31 protein-coding genes and 1 tRNA gene are annotated in these 25617 nt (G+C 65.6%); 21 read left to right on the forward strand and 11 right to left on the reverse strand.

The genetic code is table 11. The features are described from left to right. Nucleotides 1–31: 31 nt before the first annotated feature. The 4 genes from rbfA (at nucleotide 32) to pnp (ending at nucleotide 4128) form a co-directional block, all read left to right on the forward strand. On the forward strand, nucleotides 32–415 hold the full coding sequence (rbfA, locus tag TEP_RS05735; RefSeq protein ID WP_025876229.1) for a 30S ribosome-binding factor RbfA: 384 nt from the start codon (nucleotides 32–34) through the stop codon (nucleotides 413–415). A gap of 109 nt (nucleotides 416–524) precedes the next feature. Then, a complete protein-coding gene (gene truB / locus TEP_RS05740; RefSeq protein ID WP_132824589.1) occupies nucleotides 525–1433 on the forward strand; it encodes a tRNA pseudouridine(55) synthase TruB in 909 nt (302 codons plus the stop codon). A 178-nt stretch (nucleotides 1434–1611) separates the two neighbouring features. Beyond that, the gene (gene rpsO / locus TEP_RS05745; RefSeq protein ID WP_005410445.1) at nucleotides 1612–1872 is read left to right on the forward strand and encodes a 30S ribosomal protein S15; all 261 of its coding nucleotides are present in this window, start codon (nucleotides 1612–1614) and stop codon (nucleotides 1870–1872) included. A 147-nt stretch (nucleotides 1873–2019) separates the two neighbouring features. Further along, nucleotides 2020–4128 (forward strand): polyribonucleotide nucleotidyltransferase, encoded by a 2109-nt coding sequence (pnp, locus tag TEP_RS05750; protein WP_132824590.1) that lies wholly within the window; start codon nucleotides 2020–2022, stop codon nucleotides 4126–4128. A gap of 124 nt (nucleotides 4129–4252) precedes the next feature. Here the strand turns inward: pnp and TEP_RS05755 are convergent, their stop codons facing one another. After that, nucleotides 4253–5245, reverse strand: coding sequence for a hypothetical protein (locus TEP_RS05755; protein WP_132824591.1), 993 nt, complete (start codon nucleotides 5243–5245; stop codon nucleotides 4253–4255). Nucleotides 5246–5450: 205 nt separating this feature from the next. Here TEP_RS05755 and TEP_RS05760 point away from each other — a divergent pair, with 205 nt between their 5' ends. After that, nucleotides 5451–6641, forward strand: a complete 1191-nt coding sequence (locus TEP_RS05760; protein WP_132824592.1) for a glycoside hydrolase family 18 protein — start codon at nucleotides 5451–5453, stop codon at nucleotides 6639–6641. Between the two features lie 103 nt (nucleotides 6642–6744). Next, on the forward strand, nucleotides 6745–7137 hold the full coding sequence (locus TEP_RS05765) for a VOC family protein (RefSeq protein ID WP_132824593.1): 393 nt from the start codon (nucleotides 6745–6747) through the stop codon (nucleotides 7135–7137). 26 nt (nucleotides 7138–7163) lie between these two features. Here TEP_RS05765 and TEP_RS05770 read toward each other — a convergent pair whose 3' ends face one another. From TEP_RS05770 to TEP_RS05780, 3 genes are read right to left on the reverse strand one after another with little or no spacing between them, the layout of a single operon-like run. After that, complete coding sequence (locus TEP_RS05770) at nucleotides 7164–8723, reverse strand: PepSY-associated TM helix domain-containing protein (RefSeq protein ID WP_132824594.1); 1560 nt, start codon at nucleotides 8721–8723, stop codon at nucleotides 7164–7166. Nucleotides 8724–8733: 10 nt separating this feature from the next. Next, nucleotides 8734–8997 carry a hypothetical protein gene (locus TEP_RS05775; RefSeq protein WP_093820578.1) on the reverse strand — a complete coding sequence of 88 codons (264 nt, stop codon included), beginning with the start codon at nucleotides 8995–8997 and terminating at the stop codon, nucleotides 8734–8736. Then, nucleotides 8997–9293, reverse strand: coding sequence for a hypothetical protein (locus TEP_RS05780; RefSeq protein ID WP_025876254.1), 297 nt, complete (start codon nucleotides 9291–9293; stop codon nucleotides 8997–8999). Before TEP_RS05780 ends, TEP_RS05775 begins: the two co-directional genes overlap by 1 nt. 427 nt (nucleotides 9294–9720) lie before the next feature. Here TEP_RS05780 and thrS point away from each other — a divergent pair, with 427 nt between their 5' ends. The 10 genes from thrS (at nucleotide 9721) to TEP_RS05830 (ending at nucleotide 18700) form a co-directional block, all read left to right on the forward strand. Next, a complete protein-coding gene (thrS, locus tag TEP_RS05785) occupies nucleotides 9721–11622 on the forward strand; it encodes a threonine--tRNA ligase (protein WP_132824595.1) in 1902 nt (633 codons plus the stop codon). Nucleotides 11623–11671: 49 nt separating this feature from the next. Beyond that, on the forward strand, nucleotides 11672–12214 hold the full coding sequence (infC, locus tag TEP_RS05790; RefSeq protein WP_025876259.1) for a translation initiation factor IF-3: 543 nt from the start codon (nucleotides 11672–11674) through the stop codon (nucleotides 12212–12214). A gap of 273 nt (nucleotides 12215–12487) precedes the next feature. Then, on the forward strand, nucleotides 12488–12685 hold the full coding sequence (gene rpmI / locus TEP_RS05795) for a 50S ribosomal protein L35 (RefSeq protein WP_002811096.1): 198 nt from the start codon (nucleotides 12488–12490) through the stop codon (nucleotides 12683–12685). Nucleotides 12686–12695: 10 nt separating this feature from the next. Beyond that, entirely contained in the window at nucleotides 12696–13055 is a 360-nt protein-coding gene (rplT, locus tag TEP_RS05800) for a 50S ribosomal protein L20 (protein WP_005410435.1), read from the forward strand. A gap of 194 nt (nucleotides 13056–13249) precedes the next feature. Further along, the gene (gene pheS / locus TEP_RS05805) at nucleotides 13250–14245 is read left to right on the forward strand and encodes a phenylalanine--tRNA ligase subunit alpha (RefSeq protein WP_032978609.1); all 996 of its coding nucleotides are present in this window, start codon (nucleotides 13250–13252) and stop codon (nucleotides 14243–14245) included. Between the two features lie 83 nt (nucleotides 14246–14328). Continuing rightward, nucleotides 14329–16710, forward strand: a complete 2382-nt coding sequence (gene pheT, locus TEP_RS05810) for a phenylalanine--tRNA ligase subunit beta (protein WP_132824596.1) — start codon at nucleotides 14329–14331, stop codon at nucleotides 16708–16710. Nucleotides 16711–16737: 27 nt separating this feature from the next. Then, the gene (locus TEP_RS05815; protein WP_005410432.1) at nucleotides 16738–17037 is read left to right on the forward strand and encodes an integration host factor subunit alpha; all 300 of its coding nucleotides are present in this window, start codon (nucleotides 16738–16740) and stop codon (nucleotides 17035–17037) included. Further along, nucleotides 17018–17374, forward strand: coding sequence for a MerR family transcriptional regulator (locus TEP_RS05820; protein WP_005410431.1), 357 nt, complete (start codon nucleotides 17018–17020; stop codon nucleotides 17372–17374). The genes TEP_RS05815 and TEP_RS05820 overlap by 20 nt, the downstream gene beginning before the upstream one ends. 67 nt (nucleotides 17375–17441) lie before the next feature. Further along, nucleotides 17442–17518 (forward strand) — tRNA-Pro (locus tag TEP_RS05825). Nucleotides 17519–17815: 297 nt separating this feature from the next. Beyond that, nucleotides 17816–18700, forward strand: a complete 885-nt coding sequence (locus tag TEP_RS05830) for a hypothetical protein (protein WP_206140189.1) — start codon at nucleotides 17816–17818, stop codon at nucleotides 18698–18700. A 255-nt stretch (nucleotides 18701–18955) separates the two neighbouring features. Here TEP_RS05830 and TEP_RS05835 read toward each other — a convergent pair whose 3' ends face one another. Beyond that, the gene (locus tag TEP_RS05835; RefSeq protein ID WP_132824597.1) at nucleotides 18956–19459 is read right to left on the reverse strand and encodes a DUF3011 domain-containing protein; all 504 of its coding nucleotides are present in this window, start codon (nucleotides 19457–19459) and stop codon (nucleotides 18956–18958) included. A gap of 274 nt (nucleotides 19460–19733) precedes the next feature. Here TEP_RS05835 and TEP_RS05840 point away from each other — a divergent pair, with 274 nt between their 5' ends. Then, complete coding sequence (locus tag TEP_RS05840; protein WP_240790636.1) at nucleotides 19734–20102, forward strand: hypothetical protein; 369 nt, start codon at nucleotides 19734–19736, stop codon at nucleotides 20100–20102. A gap of 51 nt (nucleotides 20103–20153) precedes the next feature. Here TEP_RS05840 and TEP_RS05845 read toward each other — a convergent pair whose 3' ends face one another. Then, nucleotides 20154–20846 carry an aspartate/glutamate racemase family protein gene (locus tag TEP_RS05845; protein ID WP_132824599.1) on the reverse strand — a complete coding sequence of 231 codons (693 nt, stop codon included), beginning with the start codon at nucleotides 20844–20846 and terminating at the stop codon, nucleotides 20154–20156. Nucleotides 20847–20983: 137 nt separating this feature from the next. On the opposite strand from TEP_RS05845, the gene TEP_RS05850 reads away from it, so the two are divergent. From TEP_RS05850 to TEP_RS05860, 3 genes are all read left to right on the forward strand, one after another. Continuing rightward, nucleotides 20984–21616 carry a cation transporter gene (locus TEP_RS05850; RefSeq protein WP_025876315.1) on the forward strand — a complete coding sequence of 211 codons (633 nt, stop codon included), beginning with the start codon at nucleotides 20984–20986 and terminating at the stop codon, nucleotides 21614–21616. 99 nt (nucleotides 21617–21715) lie between these two features. Beyond that, on the forward strand, nucleotides 21716–22357 hold the full coding sequence (locus TEP_RS05855) for a LysE family translocator (protein ID WP_032978625.1): 642 nt from the start codon (nucleotides 21716–21718) through the stop codon (nucleotides 22355–22357). Between the two features lie 104 nt (nucleotides 22358–22461). Beyond that, the gene (locus tag TEP_RS05860; protein ID WP_132824600.1) at nucleotides 22462–22635 is read left to right on the forward strand and encodes a DUF1328 domain-containing protein; all 174 of its coding nucleotides are present in this window, start codon (nucleotides 22462–22464) and stop codon (nucleotides 22633–22635) included. Nucleotides 22636–22660: 25 nt separating this feature from the next. Here TEP_RS05860 and TEP_RS05865 read toward each other — a convergent pair whose 3' ends face one another. The 5 genes from TEP_RS05865 to TEP_RS05885 all read right to left on the reverse strand — a co-directional run bounded on the left by TEP_RS05865 (nucleotide 22661) and on the right by TEP_RS05885 (nucleotide 24988). Continuing rightward, nucleotides 22661–22993, reverse strand: a complete 333-nt coding sequence (locus TEP_RS05865; protein WP_025876322.1) for an SMR family transporter — start codon at nucleotides 22991–22993, stop codon at nucleotides 22661–22663. Nucleotides 22994–23006: 13 nt separating this feature from the next. Next, complete coding sequence (locus tag TEP_RS05870) at nucleotides 23007–23579, reverse strand: TetR/AcrR family transcriptional regulator (RefSeq protein WP_132824601.1); 573 nt, start codon at nucleotides 23577–23579, stop codon at nucleotides 23007–23009. Between the two features lie 77 nt (nucleotides 23580–23656). Then, nucleotides 23657–24412 (reverse strand): transporter, encoded by a 756-nt coding sequence (locus TEP_RS05875; protein WP_165933891.1) that lies wholly within the window; start codon nucleotides 24410–24412, stop codon nucleotides 23657–23659. Nucleotides 24413–24482: 70 nt separating this feature from the next. Further along, on the reverse strand, nucleotides 24483–24716 hold the full coding sequence (locus tag TEP_RS05880; protein WP_049468868.1) for a DUF1653 domain-containing protein: 234 nt from the start codon (nucleotides 24714–24716) through the stop codon (nucleotides 24483–24485). A gap of 8 nt (nucleotides 24717–24724) precedes the next feature. After that, nucleotides 24725–24988 (reverse strand): hypothetical protein, encoded by a 264-nt coding sequence (locus TEP_RS05885; RefSeq protein ID WP_132824603.1) that lies wholly within the window; start codon nucleotides 24986–24988, stop codon nucleotides 24725–24727. Nucleotides 24989–25403: 415 nt separating this feature from the next. Here TEP_RS05885 and TEP_RS05890 point away from each other — a divergent pair, with 415 nt between their 5' ends. After that, complete coding sequence (locus TEP_RS05890) at nucleotides 25404–25610, forward strand: hypothetical protein (protein ID WP_132824604.1); 207 nt, start codon at nucleotides 25404–25406, stop codon at nucleotides 25608–25610. Nucleotides 25611–25617 lie beyond the last annotated feature (7 nt).

A 25617-nucleotide genomic window follows, 5' to 3' on the forward strand; every position in this document is an offset into this window, starting at 1 on the left:
GGGGGGGCGACAACTGAATCAAGAGTCCCTCGTGCCCAAGACTTTCCATCGAACCGACCGTGTCTCCGCCCAGCTGCGCCGTGAACTCGGCACCCTGGTGCACAACGCCGTGCGCGAACACGGGTTGCCCTCGGTGAGCGTGTCCGACGTGGAAATCACCCGCGACATGGCTCATGCGAAGGTGTTCGTCACCGCGCTGATGCCGGAACGTTCGGTTGAAGCCGTGAAGGGCCTGAAGGAACTGGCCTGGGGCCTGCGCATGGAGCTGGCCCGCGCGATGAAGCTGCGGCATGTGCCGGAGCTGCATTTCCACTACGACGACTCGGTCGATCGTGGCGAGCGCATCGACAACCTGCTGCGCGACCTGCCAGATACCGTCGCCGCCGAAAAGCGTCGCGAAGGCGACGAAGAATAACCGCGCGACGCCGGGCATGCCCGGCGTTGTTGCATTCCGGCTGCGCGATGTCTGATGCAGATCGCGCTGCGCGCTCGCCGGGCATGGCCCGGCGCTATCCGTACCTGTCATGACCCGAATTCAGTTCCGCCGCCTGGATGGCATCCTGCTGCTCGACAAGCCGACTGGCATGAGCTCCAACGCCGCGCTGCAGGTCGCCCGTCGCCTGTTCCGTGCGGAGAAGGGCGGCCACACCGGCAGCCTCGACCCGTTGGCCACCGGCCTGTTGCCGCTGTGCTTCGGCGAGGCGACCAAGATCGCCGGCCTGCTGCTGGGCTCGGCCAAGGCCTACGACGCCGAGATCGTGCTGGGCCAGACCACCGATACCGATGACGCCGAGGGCCAGGTGCTGCTCGAGCGGCCGGTGCCCGTGATCAGCCCCGAGGCCCTGCAGGCGGCGATCGCGCCGCTGCTTGGCGAGATCCTGCAGCGTGCGCCGATCTATTCCGCGCTCAAGCAGGGCGGGGAGCCGCTGTATGTGAAGGCCCGCCGCGGCGACGCCATCGAGGCGCCCGAGCGCCAGGTGATGGTTCACGCCATCGAGATTGTGGAGCAGCAGCCCGAGCGGCTGCGGCTGCGGGTCACCTGCGGCTCGGGCACCTATATCCGCAGTCTGGCCCGTGACCTGGGTGAAACGCTGGGCTGTGGCGCGCACATCAGCGCCCTGCGGCGCCTGTGGGTGGAGCCGTTCCGCGAACCGGCGATGGTCACCCTGGAGCAGCTGAGGGCCCTGGTGGACGCGCAGGACGAAGCCGCCATGGACGCGCTGCTGCTGCCGCTGGCGGCGGGCCTGTCCGAGTACCCACGGGTCGACCTGGATGCCGGGCAGACCCAGCGCTTCTGCGTGGGCCAGCGCCAGCGCGACCTCTCCTGGCCGCGCGGCCTGGTGGCGGTGTTTGGTCCTGGATCGGTGGTGCAGGGCCTGGGCCAGGTCGACGACAGCGGTCTGCTGGCCCCGCAGCGCCGCTTCAACCTCTGAACGGGGAGGCCCGGTTCAGCCCCGGACCTTGTTCCAGAAGCCCCTGGCCGTTACAATTCCGCGGCCGTTTTACGGCAGCCTGCCGCAGGCGGGTTTCATCCATTTGTTGGTTCACGGCGAGCCAGGCGGTGCGCGAAAGCGCGTTCCTGCCGGCCACGCATCACAGAGAAAAAAAGACATGTCGATCGACACCCAGAAGGTCATTGAAGACAACAAGCGCAGCTCGGCTGACACCGGCTCCCCGGAAGTCCAGGTTGCACTGCTGACCGCCCGCATCGAACTGCTGACCGGCCACTTCAAGACCCACAAGAAGGATCACCACAGCCGCCGCGGCCTGCTGCAGATGGTCAACCGCCGCCGCAGCCTGCTCGACTACCTGAAGAAGAAGGACGTCGAGCGTTACAAGGCCCTGATCGAGAAGCTTGGCCTGCGTCGCTAAGCAACGAATACCCCGCGGCGCAGCGATGCGCCGCGGTTTTGTTTTGTAGCACCGCAATACCATTTTCAGACCGGAACGACCGGTCATCCGTTGGCGGCAAGGGTCGCCCACGGTCCATTCGCAGACAGCATCCCAAGGACACCATCCGTGGCAAAAATCACCAAAACCTTCCAGTACGGCAAGCACACCGTCACGCTTGAGACTGGCGAAATCGCCCGTCAGGCCGGTGGCGCCGTCATCGTCAAGTTCGACGACACCGTGCTGCTGGTCTCCGCCGTTGCCGCCAAGAGCGCGCGTGAGGGCCAGGACTTCTTCCCGCTGACCGTCGATTATCAGGAGAAGTTCTACGCCGGTGGCCGTATCCCGGGTGGCTTCTTCAAGCGCGAAGGCCGCGCGACCGAGAAGGAAACCCTGATCTCGCGTCTGATCGACCGTCCGATCCGTCCGCTGTTCCCGGAAGACTACAAGAACGAAGTCCAGATCATCGCCACGGTGATGTCGCTGAACCCGGACATCGACGGTGACATCCCGGCCCTGATCGGCGCTTCGGCCGCCCTGTCGCTGGCCGGCACCCCGTTCATGGGCCCGATCGGCGCTGCCAAGGTCGGCTACAAGGATGGCCAGTACATCCTCAACCCGACCGTGACCGAGCTGAAGGATTCGCAGCTGGAGCTGGTCGTCGCCGGTACCTCCAACGCCGTGCTGATGGTGGAATCGGAAGCCGCGCTGCTGTCCGAAGAAGTGATGCTGGGCGCTGTGACCTTCGGTCACCGCGAGATGCAGAAGGTCATCAACGCCATCAACGAGCTGACCGTCGAAGCCGGCACCAAGCCGTCGACCTGGGAAGCCCCGGCCAAGAACGAAGCGCTGATCAGCGCCCTGAAGGAAGCCATCGGCCCGCGTCTGGGTGAAGCCTTCCAGGTGCGCGACAAGCTGCAGCGTCGCGATGCCATCTCCGCGATCAAGAAGGACGTGCTGGAGACCCTGGCTGGCCGCGTCGCCGCCGAGGGCTGGAACCCGGCCGAGCTGTCGAAGGAATTCGGCGAGCTGGAATACAGCACCATGCGCAACTCGGTGCTGGACACCAAGGTCCGCATCGACGGCCGTGCGCTGGACACTGTCCGCCCGATCGCCGTGAAGACCAGCGTGCTGCCGCGTACCCACGGTTCCTCGCTGTTCACCCGTGGTGAGACCCAGGCCATCGTGACCATCACCCTGGGCACTGCCCGTGACGGCCAGGTCATCGACGCCGTCTCCGGTGAGTACAAGGAAAACTTCCTGTTCCATTACAACTTCCCCCCCTACTCGGTGGGTGAGTGCGGCCGCATGATGGGCCCGAAGCGTCGCGAGATCGGCCACGGTCGTCTGGCCAAGCGCGGCGTGCTGGCAGTGATGCCGTCGCTGGAATCCTTCCCGTACACCATCCGCGTCGTCTCGGAAATCACCGAGTCGAACGGTTCCTCGTCGATGGCGTCGGTCTGCGGCTCGTCGCTGGCCCTGATGGACGCCGGCGTGCCGGTGAAGGCTCCGGTGGCCGGTATCGCCATGGGCCTGGTCAAGGAAGGCGATCGCTTCGTCGTCCTGTCCGACATCCTGGGTGACGAAGATCACCTGGGCGACATGGACTTCAAGGTTGCCGGTACCGCTGAGGGCATCTCCGCTCTGCAGATGGACATCAAGATTGAAGGCATCACCGAAGAGATCATGAAGCAGGCTCTGCAGCAGGCCAAGGCTGGCCGTCTGCACATCCTGGGCGAAATGGCCCACGGCCTGACCGCCCCGCGTGAGGAGCTGTCGGACTACGCGCCGCGCCTGCTGACCATCAAGATCCATCCGGACAAGATCCGCGAAGTGATCGGCAAGGGTGGTTCGACCATCCAGGCCATCACCAAGGAAACCGGCACCCAGATCGACATCCAGGATGACGGCACCATCGTCATCGCTTCGGTCAATGCCATCGCTGCCCAGGCCGCCAAGGCCCGCATCGAGCAGATCACCTCGGACGTCGAGCCGGGCCGCATCTACGAAGGCAAGGTCGCCAAGATCATGGACTTCGGTGCGTTCGTCACCATCCTGCCGGGCAAGGACGGCCTGGTCCACGTGTCGCAGATCTCCAGCGACCGCGTCGAGAAGGTCGGCGACGTGCTGAAGGAAGGCGATGTGGTCAAGGTCAAGGTGCTGGAAGTCGACAAGCAGGGCCGTATCCGCCTGTCGATGAAGGCCGTCGAGGAAGGCGAAGGCGCCAGCGCCGAGTAATCGACCGCAGGTCGATTACGGTAGGTGTCAACCTTGGTTGACACGCCGCAGCTGACATCGCTGGAATGAAAAAGCGGGCTTCGGCCCGCTTTTTCTTTGCCTGTAACCTCTGCCGCGCATCAGCCTACGGCGACTGTTCCTCTGCTTCTTCCTGACCCAGCCACCACACCTGGCCCAGCTGCGGATCCTGCTGCGGGTGCTCACGGTGTTCGATCGCATCGAGCGCGCGCCCGGTGCCTGCCGCGGCCCAGGCCGACATCAGTTTTTCGACCGCAGCGCGGCCCTGTGCGGCAATACCGAGATTGCGTTCGCGCGCCCAGCTCCCGTCATCATCGTGGCTGTCGTCACCGTGCTGGTGAGGTGCGCCATAGCTGCAACGCAGGCACAGGTGACGTACCGAATGGGTCCAGTCTTCGACCAGGCCGATGCCGGGCAATGTCATTGCGCGCAGCGCGGCGATGTCGTCCTGCGAACCGCATTGCACGAACACGGCGTAGGTCGCCATGTCCGACTGCTGCAGGCGCTGCATGGCATTGAACACCGGTACGTCGCGCTCGCCGTAGGGGCGGCGCCCTGTGGAGGCACCGTCGTGCAGCACGATGTCGCCGAAGCGGAACCCGCTCTCTGGAAGCGGCACGTTCTCCAGCCGCGCGCGCACCGGATCGAGCCGCCGCATGTACACGGTCTCGCCGCTGGACCACGGGTTCAGGCGAACACAGGCAACGCCGAAATTGCCGTCGATCGGGCCTTCACCCTCGGGGAGGGTGATGCCGCAGCGGGTCCATTGCCGACGCGCCTCGGCCCAGTCACCGGCGCCGGTGGCGGCAATTCCGGCATTCCACGTGGTGGCCTCATCGACTTCATCGCGCAGCTGCTCGGCGCGGAGGTTGTCCTGCAGCGACAACGACCACTCGCGCAGGTACTTGTGTGCCAGCCCGCGCATGTAGTGCAGGTGGGGGATGTCGGGCGTCCATTCGACGAGCTGGCCGAACAGGACTGCTGCATCAGCCAGGTTGCCCGCATCGAAGGCCGCATAGGCACGGGCCTCCAGCGCCTGCAGTTTCTCCAGAGTCTCGTCGTCGAGCAGTGCGTCGTCTGCGTCGTGGTCGGTGGTCATGTCCGTGTGCCAGTGAAATTCCAGCGCTACCTTAGCCCAGCCGGGACCCGCGTTGTCCTGCTGCGGAATGCCGCAGCAACCCGTCGGCCACGTCGATGTCATCTTGCATCGATCTGCGCCTGTCCGTCGGACGACATGCACGGACATCTGCACCACGGGCCGATCTGTTTGCTAACGTGGCGGCGCCTTCGACCCGGGAGTTTCCATGTTCCGCCAGACCTTGGCCGTACTTGCAGTGCTGATCGCCGGCACCCTGCCCATTGCCGCGCAGGCGCAACCGGCGCAACCGCCGATCTTCGGTGCGTACTATCCCGGCGGTTCCGCCGAGCGCTATCCGGTATCGAGCATCCCGGCCGAACGACTCACCCATCTGTTCTATGCGTTTTCCACCATCGAGAACGGACGCTGTGCGATCGGTGCCGAGGCGCCAGCCAACTTCGCCGCGTTGGCCGAGCTCAAGCGCAGGCATCCGCATCTGCGCACGTTGATTTCGATCGGGGGCTGGGGCGCGGGCGGGTTCTCCGATGCGGCGCTGACCGAGACCAGCCGCAGGCGCCTGGTCGATTCGTGCATGGCGTTGTTCTTCGAGCGCCATGCCGGCAGCTTCGATGGCGTGGACATCGACTGGGAGTTCCCCGTCAGCGGTGGCCCGAAGGAACTGGCGCACCGGCCGCAGGACCGTGCCAACCTGACCAGGCTTGCGCAGGCCTTCCGGTTGGCGCTGGATGCCCGCGGCAGAATGGCGGGGCAGCCGATGCTGCTGACCGCCGCGCTGGCCGCCGGCCGCCTGCAGACCGATGGGCCCTATGACCCCGCCGCCAGCTACGATCTGCCGGCGTTGGCCAAGGTGTTCGATTTCATCAACCTGATGAGCTACGACATGGGCACTGGCTTCTCGGCGGTGTCGACTTTCAATGCACCGCTGCATGAAGTGCCTGCAGACCCGCTGGCGCCGGAACTGCGGCGCTGGAACAACGTGGCCGGTGCCGTGCAGTACTACCGCGAGCATGGCGTGCCGGCGACCAAGCTGGTGCTGGGCGTGCCGTTCTACGGGCGCGGCTTCAAGGTCACCGGCGAGTCGGCGGACGGCCTGTACCAGGCCTACAGCGCGCCGGCCGATGCCGGTGACTGGCGGGTGATCAAGGCGCGCTATCTCGACCAGCCGGGTTGGACGAAGCAATGGCAACCGCAGGCGCAGAGCCCGTGGCTGTACAACCCGGCGCAGAAGATCTTCATCAGCTACGAGGATCCGCGCTCCATCGGCCTGCGTGCGCAGTTCGCGCGCGAGCAGGGCCTGGCCGGTGTCTTCATGTGGGAGCTGACCGGTGACGACGAGCAGGCCAGCCTGCTCAACGCCATGCTTGCTCCGTGGCAGAAGGCCCGCGTCGGCGACTGACCGGTTCGACATTTTCGGCCAGAGGCCGGTCCGGCGGTGACGGGCAAACGCTGTGGCCCGAAACCGCACATCGGCGCCATGCACGCAGCGCTAAGCTGCGCGCATGATCATCATCGACCGCTTGGACCATCTGGTGCTTACCGTTGCCGACATCGAGCGCAGCTGCGACTTCTACCAGCGCGTGCTGGGCATGCAGGTCGTGCGCTTCGGCGCCGGCCGCGTCGCCCTGCAGTTCGGCCAGCAGAAGATCAACCTGCACCCGGCCAGCGCGCCGCTGCAGCCCCACGCGCTGCGACCGACCCGTGGCAGCGCCGATCTGTGCCTGATCACCCCGCTGGGCGTACAGGCGGTGCTGGCCCACCTGCAGACCCAGCAGGTAACGATTGAAGAAGGACCGGTGCCGCGTACCGGAGCGTTGGGGCCGATCGAGTCGGTGTACTTCCGTGATCCGGATGGGAATCTGATCGAAGTGGCCCGCTACGTGGAAGCCATGTAAACCCAGCGTGCTGCGAGCTGGCCTGGTCAGTTCGCCCACACGCTGTTGGGGTCACCGTTGCGGGCCCGCCGCTGGCTCGCGTACGCCAGGCGCGCAAAGCCAAACGCCATCGCCAGTGCCATCGCATCGATCCAGAACAGCGGCCAGTGACCGCGTGCGGCGGCCAGCCACAGCCAGTCACCGCTGAGTGCGCCATGTGCCAGCGGCACCAGCGCGGTACTGATTGCCGCCGCCCACAGCAGCTCGCGCGCGGCCTGTGCCGGGCGGCGCAGGGCTGCCCACAGCGCACACGCCGCCCAGGTCACGAAGCAGGCCCAGCGGATGCCGTGGTCGACCATGGCCGGCGCGGCCAGCTCCAGTACCTGCGCGGCAACGAACGCCACTGAGATCGCCACGCACAGGCCGATGCAGACGCCCACCGTGGCCCGCGCCATGTTGACGGCCGCGCGCAACTGCTGCGGCTGACGGCGCTTGCGGCGCGATTCGATCCACAGCAGGTTGCCCGAATAGAACAGGAAGGCGCCGCCGAGGCCGAGCAGGAAGTACAGCCAGACCACCACGCCGTTGCCGAACTCGCCGAAATGCAGGGCGTAGGCCGCACTGAGCGTGGCGTGGTTGGCATCGCGCTGGCCGGGCAGCTGGCTGGCCAGCACGCGGCCGCTCTCGACATCCAGTGCAACAGCGCCGAGCGGGCCGAGGGTGCCGCTGGCCTCGCCGGTGATCTCGATGGTCGCGTTGGCATCACCGCCATTGGCCAGCTTCAGGTACACCGGTTCGAAGTTGGCCACGCCCTGTGCGCGCGCCACTTCCAATGCCCGTGCATGCAGTTCACGCAGGCTGCCCGGTGCGGCAGGGATGCCACTGGCTTCGCGCAGCGGCGCCGTATCCATCGCCGTCGGTACCGCCTGCAGCGCCTTGCCGTCGTAGATCAGGGGATCGAGTACCGCCATCTGCATGAACACCAGGCAGAGCAGGGTGCCGGTCACCGAGAACATGAGATGGAACGGCAGGCTGAGCACGCCGATCACGTTGTGTGCGTCCTGCCACTGCTGCTTGAGATTGCGGCCCGGGCGCAGCGCGAACAGATCGCCCAGCAGCTTGGGCAGGTGGATCACCAGGCCGCTGAGCAGAGCCATGCCGTACAGCAGGCTGACGATGCCCATCACGTAGACGCCGGCCACCGGCAGGCCCAGGCTGTAATGCAGTTCGTTGACCAGTTCGGCCAACCCGGTCTGCGGTGGCGTCGGGCTGCCGCCGGTCTGTCCCGGCCATGCATAGCGCCAGCTGCCGTCTTCGGCCTGCCAGTAGGCCAGCGGCTGCGGATGATCGGCGCCCGGGAAGGTCATGCCGACGTGGCGTCGCGCTTCCGCATGCGTGGCCAGAACATCGTCGAGCAGGTACTGGGCGTCATCCAGGCCGGCGGGCAAGGCGGTTGCTGCGCCGGGCGTCTGCCATAGCGGCAGATCGTGGTGGAACAGGGTCAGTGCGCCGGCATAGAACGCCACGAACAGCCCGAAGCCGGCGACCAGGCCGACCCAGGTGTGCAGGGTGGTGAACGTGCGCAGGGTCTGTGAACTGAACTTCATGCAGTCGATCTCATTGTACTGCGCCGGCCAAGCGCAGCAGGCCGAGTACGGCGAAGCCAAGGGCCGCGCAGCCGGCCAGGGTCAGCCAGGCGCGCAACGCGCTGCGGAAACTGAACGCCCACAGCGCAGCCAGCATCCACAACGGGACGAACGCGATCAGGCTCGGCACCAAGGCCTTCTGCCAGGGGCCCGGCGGCAGCCATGCGACCAGGCCGGTCGCCGCAGCGGCAAGGAAGAAGCCGGCGAAGATGCCGGCCAGTGCGCGCGACCACATCAGCGCGGCTCCACATCGGGGCGGTGCCACGCGGCCAGTGCCGGCAGCAGCATGGCGGCCAGCATCCAGGTGCACAGCATCGCCACCAGGCCGGCGGCAAAGCCCAGTTCGGCCATCCACAGCCACAGCGCAGCAACGGCAGCGACCAGACCGATCTGCCGGCCCAGGCGCCCGGCACGGCGCAGGCGTGGCCAGCGGCAGTGCGGGGAGGCGGCATAGAAGGCCAGCGCGGAGAACATCGCCGACAGCATGCCGAGACTGCAGAAACCCAGGGTCGACAGGCCAACGGTGATCATCGGGGGCTCCGGGCTCGGCATATGGCCGGTGAACGCGGGGCACGGGCGGGACCGGCAGGCGCCGGTCGGGGCGGGTGGCGCATTGCAGGGTCCTGGGGGTCCTGGGGGAAGCGGGCAGGCTGGCACGGGGCGGGCTGCGCGGACATGGTAATCATTGCGTTTTCACGCCGCCAGCCATCGCCATTCAGGCACCGCTTGGGCTTTGTCCGCCGCTGGTTTAAGATCACGGGCAACCACATCCTGGAACCAAGGTGGCCCGCGCACTGCGCCGGCCGAGCGTGCGACATGAGCACTACCACCGCCCACTGTTGACCTGCCCCGAAGGCCCTGCATTCCAGGCGCCCTCGCGGCGCTTTTTTATTGCCCGGACGACCGCCCGGGAGCGCTTTCCAGCCCGCCACGGCGGGCCCCGCATGAAGTCATTGCAATGATCACGATTACCCTTCCCGACGGCAGCCGCCGCGAATTCGAAAACCCCGTCAGCGTCATGGACGTCGCCCAGTCGATCGGCGCCGGCCTGGCCAAGGCCACCATCGCCGGTTCGGTGGATGGCGTGCTGGTCGATGCCAGTGACGTCATCGACCACGATGCGTCCCTGCGCATCATCACCGCCAAGGACGAGGAGGGCGTGGAAATCATCCGCCACTCCAGTGCCCACCTGGTCGGCCACGCGGTCAAGCAGCTCTATCCGGACGTGAAGATGGTGATCGGCCCGGTGATCGCCGAGGGCTTCTACTACGACATCTACTCCGAGCGCCCGTTCACCCCCGAAGACATGGCGGCGATCGAAAAGCGCATGGGCGAGCTGATCGCGCAGGACTACGACGTCATCAAGAAGATGACGCCGCGTGCGGAAGTCATCGAGATCTTCAAGGCCCGTGGCGAGGACTACAAGCTGCGCCTGATCGAAGACATGTCCGACGACATCCAGGCGATGGGCATGTACTACCACCAGGAATACGTGGACATGTGCCGCGGCCCGCACGTGCCGAACACCCGCTTCCTGAAGGCTTTCAAGCTGACCCGCATTTCCGGCGCCTACTGGCGTGGCGATGCCAAGAACGAACAGCTGCAGCGCATCTATGGCACTGCGTGGGCCGACAAGAAGCAGCTCGAGGCGTACATCAAGCGCATCGAGGAAGCCGAGATGCGCGACCACCGTCGCATCGGCAAGCAGCAGGACCTGTTCCACCTGCAGGAAGAAGCACCGGGCCTGGTGTTCTGGCACCCGAAGGGCTGGGCGCTGTGGCAGGTGGTCGAGCAGTACATGCGCAAGGTCTACCGCAACAGCGGCTATGGCGAAGTGCGCTGCCCGCAGATCCTGGACGTGAGCCTGTGGAAGCAGTCCGGCCACTGGGACAACTACCAGGACAACATGTTCTTCACCGAATCGGAGAAGCGCACCTACGCGGTCAAGCCGATGAACTGCCCGGGCCACATCCAGGTGTTCAACCAGGGCCTGCACAGCTATCGCGACCTGCCGATCCGCTACGGTGAATTCGGTTCCTGCCACCGCAACGAGCCTTCCGGCGCGCTGCACGGCATCCTGCGCGTGCGTGGCTTCACCCAGGACGACGGCCACGTGTTCTGCACCGAGGCGCAGATCGAATCGGAAGTGACCGCGTTCCACCAGCAGGCACTGGCGGTATACCAGCACTTCGGCTTCGACGAGATCCAGATCAAGATCGCCCTGCGCCCGGAATCGCGCCTGGGTGACGATGCCACCTGGGACAAGGCCGAGGGCGCGCTGCGTTCGGCGCTGACCGCCTGTGGCGTGGAATGGCAGGAGCTGCCGGGCGAGGGCGCCTTCTACGGCCCGAAGATCGAGTACCACCTGAAGGACGCCATCGGCCGCACCTGGCAGCTGGGCACCATGCAGGTCGATTTCATGATGCCCGGCCGTCTGGGCGCTGAATACGTGGACGAGAACAGCCAGAAGAAGCATCCGGTGATGCTGCACCGGGCCATCGTCGGCTCGATGGAGCGTTTCCTGGGCATCCTGATCGAGCACCATGCCGGCCAGTTCCCGGTCTGGCTGGCACCGACCCAGGTGGTGGTGGCCAATATCACCGATGCGCAGGCTGAATACGTCTCTGCGGTGACCAAAAGCCTTGCGGATCAAGGCTTCCGCGTCAGCGCCGATTTGCGTAACGAGAAGATCGGCTATAAGATTCGCGAGCACACGCTGCAGCGCGTGCCGTACCTGCTGGTCATTGGTGACCGCGAGAAGGAAAACGGCGCTGTGGCGGTGCGTACGCGTTCTGGCGAAGATCTCGGCAGCATGAGCCTCCAGGCTTTCACCGAGCGGCTCCAGGCCGAGGGCGCGTAAACAAAGGTCCGGCCCGTGCGCATTGGCGCCCGGGCCGGGTTCGACACCCTTGGGAGATCGCAATATCAGTACCCCTGACAACAAACAGAACCGCAAGAATCAGGAAATCCGTGTGCCGCGCGTCCGCGTGATCGGCAGTGACGGAGAAATGATCGGCGTGTTGACGCGAGACGAAGCGTTGTCCATGGCCGAAGATGAAGGCCTGGACCTGGTCGAGATCCAGCCGCAGGCCGACCCGCCGGTGTGCAAGATCATGGACTTCGGCAAGTTCAAGTTCGAAGCCCAGAAGAAGGCCAGCGAGGCCAAGAAGAAGACCAAGCAGGTCGAGATCAAGGAAGTGAAGTTCCGTCCGGTCACGGACGAAGGCGACTACCAGATCAAGCTGCGCAAGATGCGCGGTTTCCTTGAAGAAGGCGACAAGATCAAGGTCAACATCCGGTTCCGTGGCCGTGAAATGAGCCACCAGGAACTGGGCCGCGAGATGGCTGGCCGGATCGAAGCCGATCTGGGCGAAGACATCGTCATCGAATCCCGTCCGCGCCTGGAAGGGCGTCAGATGGTGATGATGATCGCGCCGAAGAAGAAGACCTGACGCCTGACGGGCTGCCTCGCGGGGCGCCTGGCGGCTGAATGGATCAAGGTGAAGGGACGCCGCTGGCGTCCTTTTGCTTTTTGCGGGGCGGCGGGGCCGGCCTCGGTGTGAAAACGGTGTGGGGGCTGGTTACAGGGCGGATTTGCCTGTATCATGCCCGGCTCGACCCACCCAGGACGGGTCGTACGCCGATCATGGCAGGACGGAAAGAGCGGCCCAGGCCGCCGCCAGATCAGTCAGAAACCAGGGTCATATCCCATCAAGGACATTGCAATGCCCAAGATCAAGACCAACCGGGCAGCGGCCAAGCGTTTCCGCAAGACCGCCTCGGGCAAGTACAAGTGCGGCCACGCCAACCGTAGCCACATCCTCACGAAGAAAGCGACCAAGCGTAAGCGTAACCTGCGTCAGACGAATCACGTCCGCGCAGAAGACGCAGGCCGTCTGGACCGCATGCTTCCCTACCTCTGAGGACTGATACATGGCACGAGTAAAGCGTGGCGTACAGGCGCGTCGCCGCCACAAGAAAATCCTGGATCTGGCGAAGGGCTACTACAATGCCCGTCGCAAGGTCTTCCGCGTCGCCAAGCAGGCGGTCATCAAGGCACAGCAGTACGCCTACATCGGCCGTAAGCAGAAGAAGCGCAACTTCCGTTCGCTGTGGATCACCCGCATCAACGCGGCTGCCCGCATCAACGGCCTGAGCTACAGCCGTTTCATGAACGGCCTGCTGAAGGCTGGCATCACCCTGGACCGCAAGGTTCTGGCTGACATTGCCGTGCACGACGCAGCTGGCTTTGCTGCACTGGCCGAAAAGGCCAAGGGCGCACTGGCGGCATAAGTCCTTCCCGATGCCGTTGCCGTTCACGGAGAACGGTGTCAGGTAGAGGCAATGCATGGGGAAGGGCGCAAGTCCTTCCCCATTCTTTTTTGTGCCGGGCGCAGCCGTGCAGATGGCGGGCGACCGGCAAGCGGTTGCGACGGCGCGGCCCTTCGCGCATCGCGATGGCAGACCGACTGGAGTTCCGGCTACCCATGAGCGACATCCAATCCCTCACTTCCCAGGCGCTGGCTGACGTGGCCGCCGCGCAGAGCCCGGACGCGCTGGAGCAGCTGCGCGTGGCCCTGCTTGGCAAGAGCGGCAGCATCACCTCGCAGCTCAAGCAGCTCGGTGCGCTGCCGGCCGACGAGCGCAAGGCGGCCGGTGAGGCCATCAACCAGGCCCGCGACGCGCTGAGCAGCGCGCTGGGCGAGCGCAAGGCGGTGCTGGAAGATGCTGCGCTCGATGCGCGGCTGGCAGCCGAGGCGATCGACATCACCTTGCCGGGCCGCAGCGGCGAACGCGCCGGCCTGCATCCGATCACCCGTACCCTCGAGCGCATTACCGGCATCTTCGGCCGGCTGGGCTATGAGTTGTCCGAAGGGCCGGAGATCGAGGACGACTGGCACAACTTCGAAGCGCTGAATTTCCCGCCGCACCATCCGGCGCGCGCCATGCATGACACCTTCTACTTCGGTGACGGCCGGCTGCTGCGCACGCATACCTCCGGTGTGCAGGTGCGCTACATGGGCGAACACCAGCCGCCGCTGCGCATGATCGCCGCCGGCAAGGTCTACCGCAGCGACAGCGACCAGACCCACTCGCCGATGTTCCACCAGGTCGAAGGCCTGCTGGTCGACGAGCACTCGACCTTCGCTGACCTGAAGGGCACGCTGTCCGAGTTCGTGCGCGCGTTCTTCGAGCGCGATTTCGAGATGCGCTTCCGCCCCAGCTACTTCCCGTTCGTTGAACCCGGCGCGGAAGTGGACATTGCCTGGCAGCAGCCCGATGGCAGCACCCGCTGGCTGGAAGTGCTCGGCTGCGGCATGGTGCACCCGAACGTGCTGCGCAACGTCGGCATCGATCCGGAACGCTACACCGGCTTCGCCTTCGGCATGGGCGTGGAGCGTTTTGCGATGCTGCGCTACGGCGTCAACGACCTGCGCGCCTTCTTCGAGAACGACGTGCGCTTCCTCAAGCAGTTCGCGTAACGCATCAGGCAGCGCCGGGCCATGCCCGGCGGACTCAACAACGCAGGCCCAGGCGCATGCGCCGGGCCCACCAGGGTGACCCCATGAAATTCTCCGAAAACTGGCTGCGCAGCCACGTCCCGACCACTGCCTCGCGCGATGAGCTCAGCGCGGTGTTGACCGCCATCGGCCTGGAAGTGGAAGGGGTGACCGCGCTTGGCGACGGCCTGCAGCACGTGGTCGTCGCGCGTATCGTCGAAGCCGAACGCCACCCCGAAGCCGACCGCCTGCAGGTATGCAAGGTTGATGCGGGGCAGGCCGAGCTGCTGCAGATCGTCTGTGGTGCGCCGAATGCACGGCCGGGCCTGGTCGCGCCGCTGGCGATGGTCGGTGCGCAGATTGGTGAGTTGAAGATCAAGCCGGCCAAGCTGCGCGGCGTCGAATCCAACGGCATGCTGTGCTCGGCCAAGGAGCTGGGCCTGGACAGCGATGCCTCGGGCCTGCTGGAACTGACCGATGATGCACCGGTCGGCCAGTCCCTGGTGGAGTACCTCGGCCTGCCGGATGCCAGCATCGAGATCAAGCTGACCCCCAACCGCGCCGACTGCTTCAGCATCCGCGGCATCGCCTATGACGTTGCCGCAGCCACGCGCAGCGAAGTACTGGATTTCATCGCAGAGCCGATCGCTGCCCAGAGCACCCGCGAGTTGGCGATCCAGCTTGACGCCGGTGCCGAAGCGCCGCGCTATCTGGGTCGTGTCATCGAAGGCGTGAATGCTGCGGCGAAGACCCCGTTGTGGATGGCCGAGCGCCTGCGCCGCAGTGGCGTGCGCCCGGTATCGCTGCTTGTCGACATCACCCAGTACGTCATGCTCGAGCTGGGCCAGCCGATGCATGCCTACGATCTCGGCACCCTGCAGGGCACGATCGGTGTGCGTCGTTCGCGCGCAGGCGAAAGCCTGAAGCTGTTGGATGGCCGTGATGCTGCGCTGGACGACAGCTTCCTGGTGGTCACCGACGCTGATCGCGCGGTCGGCCTGGCCGGCCTGATGGGCGGCTTCGATACGCGCGTCACCGATGCCACCACCGCCGTGTTCCTGGAAGCGGCGCACTTCGCGCCGGCCGCGATCATGGGCCGCGGCCGCAAGCTGGGCCTGCACACCGATGCGGGACACCGCTTCGAGCGTGGCGTCGACCCGGCGCTGCCGCGTACTGCCATCGAATATGCCACCCGCCTGGTGCTGGACCTGGCCGGCGGTACCCCGGCGCCGGTTACCGAAGCGGTACGAGAGGCCGACCTGCCGCAGCCGGCGACGATCCTGCTGCGCCGCGCGCGCATCATCCGCGTGCTGGGCATCACCATCGAAGACGCCGAAGTCGAGCGCATCCTGCGCGCGCTGGGCATGGACGTGGTCGCCGCTGGCGAAGGCTGGCAGGTCACCGCGCCGAGCCGCCGCTTCGACATCGCCATCGAAGAAGACCTGATCGAGGAACTGGCCCGTATCCACGGCTACGAGGAGATTCCGACCACGCTGCCGGGCGGTGCCTCGCGCGTGGCGATGCCGTCCGAGACCCAGCTGGACGCGCTGAGCGTGCGCCGCCAGCTGGTCGCACGCGATCTGCAGGAAACCGTCAATTTCGCCTTCGTTGACGATGGCCTGCTGGGCCAGTGGCAGCTGCGCGAGGATCTGGTACCGCTGGCCAACCCGCTGTCGGCCGAACTGGCGGTGATGCGCCCATCGCTGCTGCCGGGCCTGGTCGCCACGTTGGGCCGCAACGCTGCCCGCCAGCTCGGCCGGGTGCGCCTGTTCGAGCTTGGCCGGGTGTTCGCGCAGCAGGCCGGAGACGGCCAGCCGGCGCCGCTGGAAACCCCGCGCGTGGCCGCCGCGGTCTGCGGTGAAGCGCAGGCGGTGCAGTGGGGCCTGCCGACCCGCAAGGTCGATTTCCATGACCTGAAGGGCGACCTGGAATCGCTCGCCGCAGCCAGTGGCGCGGTCCTGGAGTTCCGCCCGTCCACCCGTGCCTACGGCCATCCGGTGCGTTCGGCCGAGGTGTTCCGCGACGGCCTGGCCATCGGCTGGATCGGCCAGATCCACCCGCGCCTGGCCAAGGCGATGGACATCGACGTGGACGTGTACGCCTTCGAGCTGGACCTGGAGGCGCTGTCGGCCCGTGCGCTGCCGCGCGCCGGTGAACTGTCGCGCTACCCGGCAGTGCGCCGCGACCTGGCCTTCCTGGTGCCTGAACAGGTGGCTTGGAGTGACCTGGCGGCGACCATCCGCCAGGCTGCCGGTCCGCTGCTGCGCGAGCTGAACCTGTTCGATCGCTATGTCGGCCAGGGCGTCGAGCCGGGATTCAAGAGTCTCGCTATGGGCTTGATTTTGCAGGACAAGTCGCGCACTCTGACGGACCGCGACGTGGAAGCGGTAGTGGCCGAGGCGGTCACTGCCATCGAGCGTGAACACCACGCCCGGATCCGCGGCTGAGCGGGCAGCACTCGGGGGTAGCAGGCAATGGCATTGACCAAGGCGGAGATGGCGGAAAAGCTGTTCGACGAAGTCGGTCTGAACAAGCGGGAAGCCAAGGAATTCGTCGACGCGTTCTTCGATGTGCTGCGTGAAGCATTGGAACAGGGACGTCAGGTGAAGCTGTCGGGCTTTGGCAATTTCGACCTGCGGCGCAAGAACCAGCGCCCGGGTCGCAACCCCAAGACCGGCGAGGAAATTCCGATTTCCGCCCGTACGGTGGTTACCTTCCGTCCGGGCCAGAAGCTCAAGGAGAGGGTGGAAGCTTATGCTGGATCCGGGCAGTAACCGCGAACTTCCGCCGATTCCGGCCAAGCGCTACTTCACCATTGGTGAAGTCAGCGAACTGTGTGACGTCAAGCCGCACGTGCTGCGCTACTGGGAAACCGAGTTTCCCAGTCTCGAGCCGGCCAAGCGCCGTGGCAACCGTCGTTACTACCAGCGCCACGACGTGCTGATGGTGCGGCAGATCCGCAGCCTGCTGTACGAACAGGGCTACACCATCGGTGGCGCGCGCCTGCGCCTGGATGGCCCGGATGCGCGCGAGGAATCGGCCTTGAGCAACCAGATCATCAAGCAGGTGCGGATGGAACTGGAAGAAGTGCTGCAACTGCTGCGTCGCTGACCCATTTCCGCCGTAATCCGCTATACTTCACGGCCCGCCGCACTGGCGGGCACATCGCAGCATCAGTCGGGGCGTAGCGCAGCCTGGTAGCGCATCTGCCTGGGGGGCAGAGGGTCGTCGGTTCGAATCCGGCCGTCCCGACCAATACTGTCGATAGAACAAGGGCTTGCGCCATGCGGTGCAGGCCCTTTTTCGTTGTGGTCGCTTCGTATCCACAATTCCTCCACTATCGCGGTTTTGCGATATCCGTGGTCACTGGCCGCCAAGGAACTTCCTTGCTGACCATGCTTGATGACGAACGCAGAAGCGTCGCCACCATGGTCGGCGCCTGCAGCCGGCAGCGGCACGGTGATTGCGAGATGCACTTGGGCTGTGCCGCTGAGTGGCAGACAGGCCGTCTATCCGGGCAATCACGAGTGCATCTATGATCTTGCGTACGCCATGAAGAAATTCACCTACAAACACACCCAAAGGCCGAAGTACCTTGAAGGTTGTTTCTACTGGAAGGGGCGCGGATATCACTACCCGGAATGCCTGCCGACGGCAATCATCTCGGCGGACGAGTTGCCGATGGAGGACCCTTGGATCGCCTTGTCATGGGTCCTGGAACGCGCAAAGAGCGCAGACTTCAGCCACGTATCGAGGCTGAGACACTGGATACTGGATCAGCAAAATGATCCGACACTGGTATCGGCTTGCTTGGGTATCACCGCGGATGCTGGGCTTGATGACGACCTGGAGTTCCTTGCAGAGCTCATGCTCGAGGGGCCGAACTATTTACGCATCGAGGCGAGTCTCGCTGCGCAGTGGTCCGGCGTGCTTTGGTTGGTTCCCTTCATGCTTGAGGCTTGGCGTGCGCTGAGCCGTCGTGCCGATCGGACTGCCATCGAGACGGATATCGTCAACCTGCTGGATCCAATGCATGGCGAGCCACGGTTCTTCGCCAGTGGACTGAGCGACGTCGAGTACACCAGGGCCGTAGACGCGCGGCTGGTCGAGCTGAAGACCGCCCTTGGTGACGACGGGGCGTCGATCTCCGGCGGAGCGGCCGTCGATATGAATCAACAAGTCTGGCTCATGAGGAAATCGCTGGTACCGAAGGACAGCGCACAGTGGATCGATTGGGGAAGCTTCCTGGTCTGGAGGCGTAAATTTGAAGTGTATTCTGGAGTGGACTGCTTCAGGTTCTACGGTGATGGAGGCATGTTTCAGCCCAAGGAGGCATCTGGCATCCTGGACCGCTATCTCGCGTCGCCCATGCACTTTGATGTAGGGGAGCGGTACTTCTTTGGCCACTTGGTGCCGCGGCGAATGAAACCTGTCTGAAGGGGGCGGCAAGGCTGGTGGGTCACCGGATTCATCCGCGTCGCAACGTGCGTCGCGGACCGGGGCGGACCGGGGCGGACCGGGGCGCGAACAAGGCCCGTGTAAGGTGGAGCTCGTCCCGCCCGGCTGCAGCGAAGCCTGGGTAAATGAGGGGGGGCGACGCCCAGCGCGCCACTAGCGCATACCAGCGTCGCACGCGCTGCTTCCTGCTGTGGGAGCCTCGTTCCAACGAGGATGCAGCCGCAGCCATCGCACTCAGTAGACGCGGAACTCGGCGCGGCAGCCATCGCTGACCCATACACCGCGTCGGTCCCAGCCCCAGTTGCGGTCCTCGATGCAGGGGGTGACCGATTTCTGCTTGACCAGCCGCACGTCATGACGGACACGGATGCGGCACTGCTTCTCCTTGTTTTCGTAGGATTCGCAGACCAGACGCTCGCCATCGCGATCACGGTCACGGCCGGGCCAGCGGCCACGCCCGCGCTCTTCGGCGACGAATTCGGCGCGGCAGCCGTCGGTAACCCACAGCATGCCGCGGCGCTGTCCCCAGTTGTCATCTTCAACGCATCGCGTCACCGACAGCTGCCGCGCCAGTCGCGCGCGTCCTTCGAACGGGCACTGCTGGGTCTTGTTGAAGTGCGATTCGCAGGTCGTGCGCGGTGACGATTCGCTGTCGTAATCCTGTGCCGAGACGGTGGTTGCGGCCAGCAGCAGGGCAAGTGCAGAGCCGCCCAAAGGCAGTAGCAGGCGAAGGCTCATTGAAACCTCGGGTTGGGGGATGGGACGCAAGAATGGCGCACGTGCGACGCTCTGCGACGACGGGGGCATGCGCTGGCTCAGGACGGATTTATAAGTGTGCGACGGCGCATGCAGGCCGTGACATCCCGTATCATCCCGGGCACATCCGATTGCATCGGCTTACAGTTTTTTACACGTTCCAGCGCTTTCGGACGCGGCCTTCGGGCATCGCCCGTGGCCGCTGGCGCGGGTGCGGACAAGGATGTGCGGACCACGACGACCACAGGGGGTTGCGTTGATCAGCAGTATCGTCATTCATCGGTCGGCCGGCACAGGCGCGGCCGACGTGCAGGTCCTGGACACGACGTTCAAGGGCAAGCGTGTTTTTGTTGCGTGGGGCCTGCGTGGCCTGGAACTGACCCGTGAAGCCGAGCCGGAAGATACGGTTGCGGCCCGCGATGCCTTGCGGCGGGTTTCCCGCCAGGCCGACGGGCCGCGCAGCAGCGAGATCTTCATTGCCAGCCAATCGGGCGTGACCATCAGTGTCTACCGGATGCTGACCGAAGCCCGCAGCGGCGACGCCGTGTTCTTCCTGTGCGATTCGCCACCGGTGGTGGAATGGCTGGTTACTTCGCTGGAAGTGCAACCCGAATCGCCTGCCTGACCGGACGCCTGACCGTGCAGTCGAGCCTGTTCGACTGCACCCTGCCGTGGGTTACGCCAACGCTGCGTCCACTGCCGCGCGCGCATGCAGGGTCGTGGTGTCGAACAGCGGCACCGGGCTGTCTTCGGCGCGTAGCAGCAGCATGATCTCGGTACAGCCGAGGATGATCGCCTGGGCACCGCGGGCAACGAGGCGTTCAATCACCTCGACGTACACCTGTCGTGATCGCTCGTTGACCACCCCGGCGATCAACTCCTCGTAGATGATCGCGTGTACCTCGCGGCGGTCATCGGCCTCCGGAACCAGTACGTCCAGGCCGAAGCGCTCGCTCAGGCGGCCACGGTAGAAGTCTTCCTTCATGGTGAAGGCGGTGCCGAGCAGGCCGACGCGCTGCAGACCGGCCTGCACGATCGCCGTGGCAGTCGGGTCGGCGATATGCAGCAAGGGCAGCGGGCAGGCCGCCTCGATCTCAGCAACGAGTTTGTGCATGGTGTTGGTGCAGATCAGCAGCAGGTCGGCGCCACCGGCCTGCAGCCGCTGCGCGGCATCGACCATCTCGTTGCCCAGGGCATTCCAGTCGCCGTCGTGCTGCAGCTGCTTGATGCGGGCGAAATCCAGCGACCACATCAGCAGCTGCGCCGAATGCGCGCCGCCCAGCCGCGCGCGTACCTCTTCGTTGATGAGGCGGTAGTACTGCGCCGAACTCTCCCAGCTCATGCCACCGATCAGGCCAAGCGTCTTCATGCGTGTCTCCGTGCCGGGGAAGCGCCATTGCAGCACAACAGGGGCCAGTGCGCGCAATTGTGGGTGGACCCGTCGCAGCAGCTGCCGACGGGCCTGATCGGCGTGATAATGGGGTACGACAGGCAGAGGGCAGGGCGATGGGCGAGTGCTGTGGCTGCGGCAAGACGCTGGATGTGGCAGCCATGCAGGCGCGTCACCGGCGCGTGCTGTGGATCGTCCTGCTGATCAACCTGGCGACGTTCCTGATGATGGTCGGCGCGTCCTGGTACAGCCACTCGTCCTCGCTGCTCTCCGGTGCGCTGGACAACCTGGGCGATGCGGCGACCTATCTGCTGAGCCTGCTGGTGGTGGGGGCCGGCGTGGCGGCCAAGGCGCGGGTTGCGTTGTTCAAGGGCGTGCTGATCCTGGCGGCGGCCGTGGCAGTGGCGGCACAGATCGGATGGCGGCTGGCGCATCCGCAGGTCCCCCTGTTCGAAAGCATGGGCCTGGCCGCGCTGTTGAACCTGGCTGCCAACGGTTTCTGCCTGTGGCTGCTGACGCCGTATCGCAATGATGACGTGAACCTGGCATCGGCCTGGGAATGCGCACGCAACGATATCTTCGAGGGCGTTTCGGTGGTGCTGGCGGCGGGACTGGTGGCGCTGTTCGGTGCCGGTTGGCCGGACCTGCTGGTCGCCATCGCGCTGCTGGTCGTGTTCCTGCGCTCGGCGCTGCGGGTGCTGCGCATCGCGATGACCGAGCTGCGCGCATCGCGCATTGCCACCGGCTGAGCCGCAGCAGCTGTAACCGTCGAATCGACCCCGGACTGTACATGGTGGTGACAGCCGCTGCGCACTATCCTTGCAGGGATTATTACGGTGGATGAAGTGATGGCCCTGCATACCTGGTGGTGGTTCCTGGCGACAGTCTTCGTGCTGTGTGGCACGCCGGGCCCGAACATGCTGCACATCCTGGGGCGCAGCGTCGGCCTGGGCTTCCGTCGCAGCGTGCCGGCCATGGCCGGTTGCCTGCTGGCGATGCTGCTGGTGCTTGCGGCGTCCGCGGCCGGCCTGAGCGCGGTGCTGCGATCATCGCCGATGCTGTTCGATGTGCTGCGCTACCTGGGTGTGGCCTACCTGGCCTGGCTGGGCATCAAGGCGTGGCGGGACAGCTACCGGCAGGCGCCGGTGGCGACAGACGTCGATGCAGCAGCGCTGGCGCCGGTGCACGGTGCCTGGGCAGTGTTCCGTGGTGGCCTGCTGGTGGGGTTGAGCAATCCCAAGCTGCTGCTGTTCGCCGCCGCGTTCCTGCCGCAGTTCGTCGACCCCGCGCGTGGCCAGGCCGTGCAGTACACGGTGCTGGTGGCGACCTTCGCCACCTGCGAACTGTTCTGGTACGTGATGTATGCCGCAGGCGGACATGGGCTGCGCCGTTGGCTGGCAAAGCCATTTGCGCAACGCTGGTTCGAACGCCTGGTCGGCAGCGTGTTCCTCGCTTTCGCAGTGGCGCTGCTGCGCTTCCGGCCGCGCTGAGCGGCTTCGTTTCACGCCGCGCCTGCGACCTGTTCACGCGTGTGGCATCGCGGCGTACCTAACCTGATCCCACCTTCAGTATTCCCGCCAGGGAGAGGATCGACATGATCAAGTGGGCCATCATTTTCGCCATCATCGGCCTGATCGCCGGTGTGCTGGGTTTCGGCGGCATCGCCGGCGCTGCCGTGGGCATTGCCAAGTTCCTGTTCTGGGCCGGCATCATCATTGCCGTTGTGCTGTTCGTGCTTGGCATGACCGTCGCCAGGAAGGTCGCCTAGCGCGGCGGGTCGTGCAGCGGCGCGCTCAATGTGCGCTGCTGTGCGAGAACAGGTTGATGACCAGCACGCCGGCACAGATCAGGCCGATGCCAATCAGTGCCGGCGCATCCAGGCGCTGCTTGAACACCAGCAGGCCGATCAGCGAGATCAGCACGATGCCGACGCCGGACCAGATGGCATAGGCAATGCCGGTGGGGATCGACTTCATCGTCAGCGACAGGAGGTAGAAGCACACGCCGTAACCGGCGAGCGCGCCCAGCGTGGGGCCGAGGCGGGTCATGCCTTCCGATGCCTTGAGCAGGGACGTGGCGATCACCTCCAGCACGATCGCACCGGCCAGGTAGACATACGGGTTCATCGAATCCTCCTGCTCATGCCGGTTCGCACAGCTTCAGCGCCTCAAGGGCCATGGCCTGGGCATTCTGGCGCTCGTTTTCGTCCAGCGGCCGCCCATAGGCGGTGGCCCAGTAACCATCGGCAACGCAACGCGCGGCGTACAGGCGCGGATCGCTGGCTTCATCCGGGAACTCGGCGAGCATGCTGCGCAGCCACGTGCGCCAGTAGACCAGAAGCGCCGGCTCCAGCATGTTGCCCATGGTGAGCCCGATGTCGTTGATCTGCTCCTGCTGCAGCAGATGCTCGAAATTCACCTGCACATAGGCACGGCTGAAGCGGCCATGGCGGGCCGGGGACTGTCGCAGCACCGCACGCACTCTGTCTTCGAAGTCAGCGATGAGCGAGGTCAGCGTCGCCTCGACCAGGTCCTGCTTGCTGCTGAAATGATGGAACAGCGCGCCCTTGCTGACACCCGCAGCATCGGCGACGTCCTGCACGGTGAGCGCTGCCAGCCCATTCTGGCCGAGGGTGTGGGCGGTCGCGTGCAGCAGTGCCTGGCGCACGCTGTCGGGCGCCTTGCGGCGCGAGCGGGAAGGGGATTCTGTCATGGGGGGAACGAAACCGACTGGACGGTATGATTGTAGCGCGGGGCGATGCGCCCGGCGCGCACGATCAGGTCGTGAGCTCACTGCAGATAGAACGCGATGCCGGTGCCGAGCTGCAGGTCGGGGCTGTTGCGATTGAGGCCCAGGTCGAACGAGGCGTCCAGCTGCACGTTCGGCCGCAGCATCCAGGTCAGCCCTGCGCCGGCGATGGCCTGGTCGGGTTGCTGGTTGGCGTGGGTGAAACCGGCTTCGAGATAGGTGCCCAGCCGTTCGGTCACGCTCAACGAGAGGCTGGGCGACCAGGTGGTGCTGCGCTGGCCGGCGCCACGCTGATGACTGCCATACAGCGCGCCGCTCCAGCGGTCGTTGAAGCTGTGCTCGACGCTGGCGGCCAGCGCGTACTGGCGGCCGTCGCTGAAGGCTGCATCGCCACGCGCGATCACCCCGCTGGCCAGCAGCGCCCACGCCGTGCGCTCGGTACTGCCGGGACCTGCCCATTTCACTCCGACGGTGCTGTCGCCGGCGCCGCGCTGCTGCGTGCGCGGCATGTCGGGGCCACGTTCTCGCTGACGCTGCCATGGCGTGGACGCCAACTGCAGTTCCCAGCCCGGCGCCAGGCCCGTGCGCAGCAGCAGGTCGCTGGACAGCGTCGTCGTGCGCAGGCCGTCGCGATCACGCTCACGTTGATAGCTGGGCAGGCCCAGTTCGACGGCAAGGCCGCCACGCGGCACCGTGTCGGTGCCGAAGCCAATGCCGGGACGATCAAAGCTGGGAGGCTCCGCGCCCAGCACCGGGGTACTGGCCAGCGACAGGGCGATCAACAGGGTGTGGCGCATGCGGGTTCCGTCTCGCAGGGGGTCTTCAGCATGCCCGGCGATACCGTGCGCGCGGCGTGAGCCGCACCGCTCAGTCGCTGATGCGGGCGAAACGCGCCTGCGGGCCGTGCTCGCCGGGCACCTGCTCGATGAACATCGTATAGGGTCGCACCCACAGGCCGCCCTCGCCATACAGAGCGCGGTAGAGAACCATCGGCTGCAGCGTCTCACTGCTGCGGACGATGTCGATCACTTCGTACTCGCCACCTTTGAAGTGGCGGTAGCGGCCGGGTGCCAGCGCGGGCAGCGGGGTCAGGTCAGTCATGGGGGGCGTTACCTGCGTGCCGGCGACGCCGGGGTGGCGCAGTAGGCATCGATGGCTTCGGCGGTGTTGGCCAGGCCCTGCGCCTGTGCCAGTTCCCACGGGCGCTCGCAGCGCTGGCTGCGTTCGCACCACTGATAGCCGGCCGAACCGATGCAACCGTGCGCATCGCGATCGCCACCGACCACGGATGTGGCGGCGTCACGGGTGACGGGTTTTTCCGGGCTGGCACACGCGGCAAGGGCCAGCAGCGGGATCAGCATCAGGACTTTCATGGGCGCGGCTCCGTGCCGTAAACCGACAGTCTGTTCGGTCCCGGCAGCAGCGGCAAGCACCGCTGTCCGATCCTCAACTCAGCGATGCGCGGACCAGTTCTTCGATCAGTACCACGTAGCTGGCGGCGAAATACAACTTCAGAAGCGTCGAACGCTGCAGCGGAAGCGAGGTGCGCATGTGGAAGGGGCCCCTGTTGATGACGGTAGTGTGAAGCGCGGCTGACTTCGTGACAAGGGTCACGGAACGAATTTCCTAAATCGGCTCAGGGATGTGAGGGGGGTGCTTTCTGAGGCGATGGTGGGGAGTTTTCGGATAAATCCGATAGGTCTTCCCCGGGGCGCTGGCTAGGCTGGTCAGGCATCGGAGATTGGCCTTGCGCCGTTCCCCGATTTCCCAGAACCGCAGGAGCCCAACATGGTCATCACTGTCCAATGCAACGCCCAGCGCTGGTCCGTCCTGGATCCGCAGACACGCACGACCGAAGTGTTCAGCACCGGTGCGGCCGCCTTCGATGCCGCCGCCTCGCGGGCCAGCGAACATCACTGCCGTACCGGCCAGCACAGCACCGTACGCGTGGAAGCGCTGGGCACCGCGGTCGACGCGCTGCACTTCGGCCGCTGAGCCACCG

This window comes from Stenotrophomonas sp. TEPEL (genome assembly GCF_004348785.1).
Classification (GTDB): Bacteria; Pseudomonadota; Gammaproteobacteria; order Xanthomonadales; family Xanthomonadaceae; genus Stenotrophomonas; species Stenotrophomonas indicatrix.

Coding starts and splice junctions, on each gene's coding strand:
- TEP_RS05860 (WP_132824600.1), top strand. CDS start 22,462: ATGATCAAGTGGGCCATCATTTTCGCCATCATCGGCCTGATCGCCGGT.
- TEP_RS05850 (WP_025876315.1), top strand. CDS start 20,984: ATGGGCGAGTGCTGTGGCTGCGGCAAGACGCTGGATGTGGCAGCCATG.
- TEP_RS05855 (WP_032978625.1), top strand. CDS start 21,716: ATGGCCCTGCATACCTGGTGGTGGTTCCTGGCGACAGTCTTCGTGCTG.
- TEP_RS05890 (WP_132824604.1), top strand. CDS start 25,404: ATGGTCATCACTGTCCAATGCAACGCCCAGCGCTGGTCCGTCCTGGAT.
- rpmI (WP_002811096.1), top strand. CDS start 12,488: ATGCCCAAGATCAAGACCAACCGGGCAGCGGCCAAGCGTTTCCGCAAG.
- thrS (WP_132824595.1), top strand. CDS start 9,721: ATGATCACGATTACCCTTCCCGACGGCAGCCGCCGCGAATTCGAAAAC.
- TEP_RS05870 (WP_132824601.1), bottom strand. CDS start 23,579: ATGACAGAATCCCCTTCCCGCTCGCGCCGCAAGGCGCCCGACAGCGTG.
- TEP_RS05760 (WP_132824592.1), top strand. CDS start 5,451: ATGTTCCGCCAGACCTTGGCCGTACTTGCAGTGCTGATCGCCGGCACC.
- truB (WP_132824589.1), top strand. CDS start 525: ATGACCCGAATTCAGTTCCGCCGCCTGGATGGCATCCTGCTGCTCGAC.
- TEP_RS05770 (WP_132824594.1), bottom strand. CDS start 8,723: ATGAAGTTCAGTTCACAGACCCTGCGCACGTTCACCACCCTGCACACC.
- TEP_RS05875 (WP_165933891.1), bottom strand. CDS start 24,412: ATGCGCCACACCCTGTTGATCGCCCTGTCGCTGGCCAGTACCCCGGTG.
- TEP_RS05865 (WP_025876322.1), bottom strand. CDS start 22,993: ATGAACCCGTATGTCTACCTGGCCGGTGCGATCGTGCTGGAGGTGATC.
- TEP_RS05880 (WP_049468868.1), bottom strand. CDS start 24,716: ATGACTGACCTGACCCCGCTGCCCGCGCTGGCACCCGGCCGCTACCGC.
- pheT (WP_132824596.1), top strand. CDS start 14,329: ATGAAATTCTCCGAAAACTGGCTGCGCAGCCACGTCCCGACCACTGCC.
- TEP_RS05845 (WP_132824599.1), bottom strand. CDS start 20,846: ATGAAGACGCTTGGCCTGATCGGTGGCATGAGCTGGGAGAGTTCGGCG.
- TEP_RS05830 (WP_206140189.1), top strand. CDS start 17,816: ATGAAGAAATTCACCTACAAACACACCCAAAGGCCGAAGTACCTTGAA.
- TEP_RS05755 (WP_132824591.1), bottom strand. CDS start 5,245: ATGACCACCGACCACGACGCAGACGACGCACTGCTCGACGACGAGACT.
- TEP_RS05765 (WP_132824593.1), top strand. CDS start 6,745: ATGATCATCATCGACCGCTTGGACCATCTGGTGCTTACCGTTGCCGAC.
- TEP_RS05775 (WP_093820578.1), bottom strand. CDS start 8,997: ATGTGGTCGCGCGCACTGGCCGGCATCTTCGCCGGCTTCTTCCTTGCC.
- TEP_RS05820 (WP_005410431.1), top strand. CDS start 17,018: ATGCTGGATCCGGGCAGTAACCGCGAACTTCCGCCGATTCCGGCCAAG.
- TEP_RS05885 (WP_132824603.1), bottom strand. CDS start 24,988: ATGAAAGTCCTGATGCTGATCCCGCTGCTGGCCCTTGCCGCGTGTGCC.
- pheS (WP_032978609.1), top strand. CDS start 13,250: ATGAGCGACATCCAATCCCTCACTTCCCAGGCGCTGGCTGACGTGGCC.
- rpsO (WP_005410445.1), top strand. CDS start 1,612: ATGTCGATCGACACCCAGAAGGTCATTGAAGACAACAAGCGCAGCTCG.
- TEP_RS05780 (WP_025876254.1), bottom strand. CDS start 9,293: ATGATCACCGTTGGCCTGTCGACCCTGGGTTTCTGCAGTCTCGGCATG.
- TEP_RS05835 (WP_132824597.1), bottom strand. CDS start 19,459: ATGAGCCTTCGCCTGCTACTGCCTTTGGGCGGCTCTGCACTTGCCCTG.
- TEP_RS05815 (WP_005410432.1), top strand. CDS start 16,738: ATGGCATTGACCAAGGCGGAGATGGCGGAAAAGCTGTTCGACGAAGTC.
- rplT (WP_005410435.1), top strand. CDS start 12,696: ATGGCACGAGTAAAGCGTGGCGTACAGGCGCGTCGCCGCCACAAGAAA.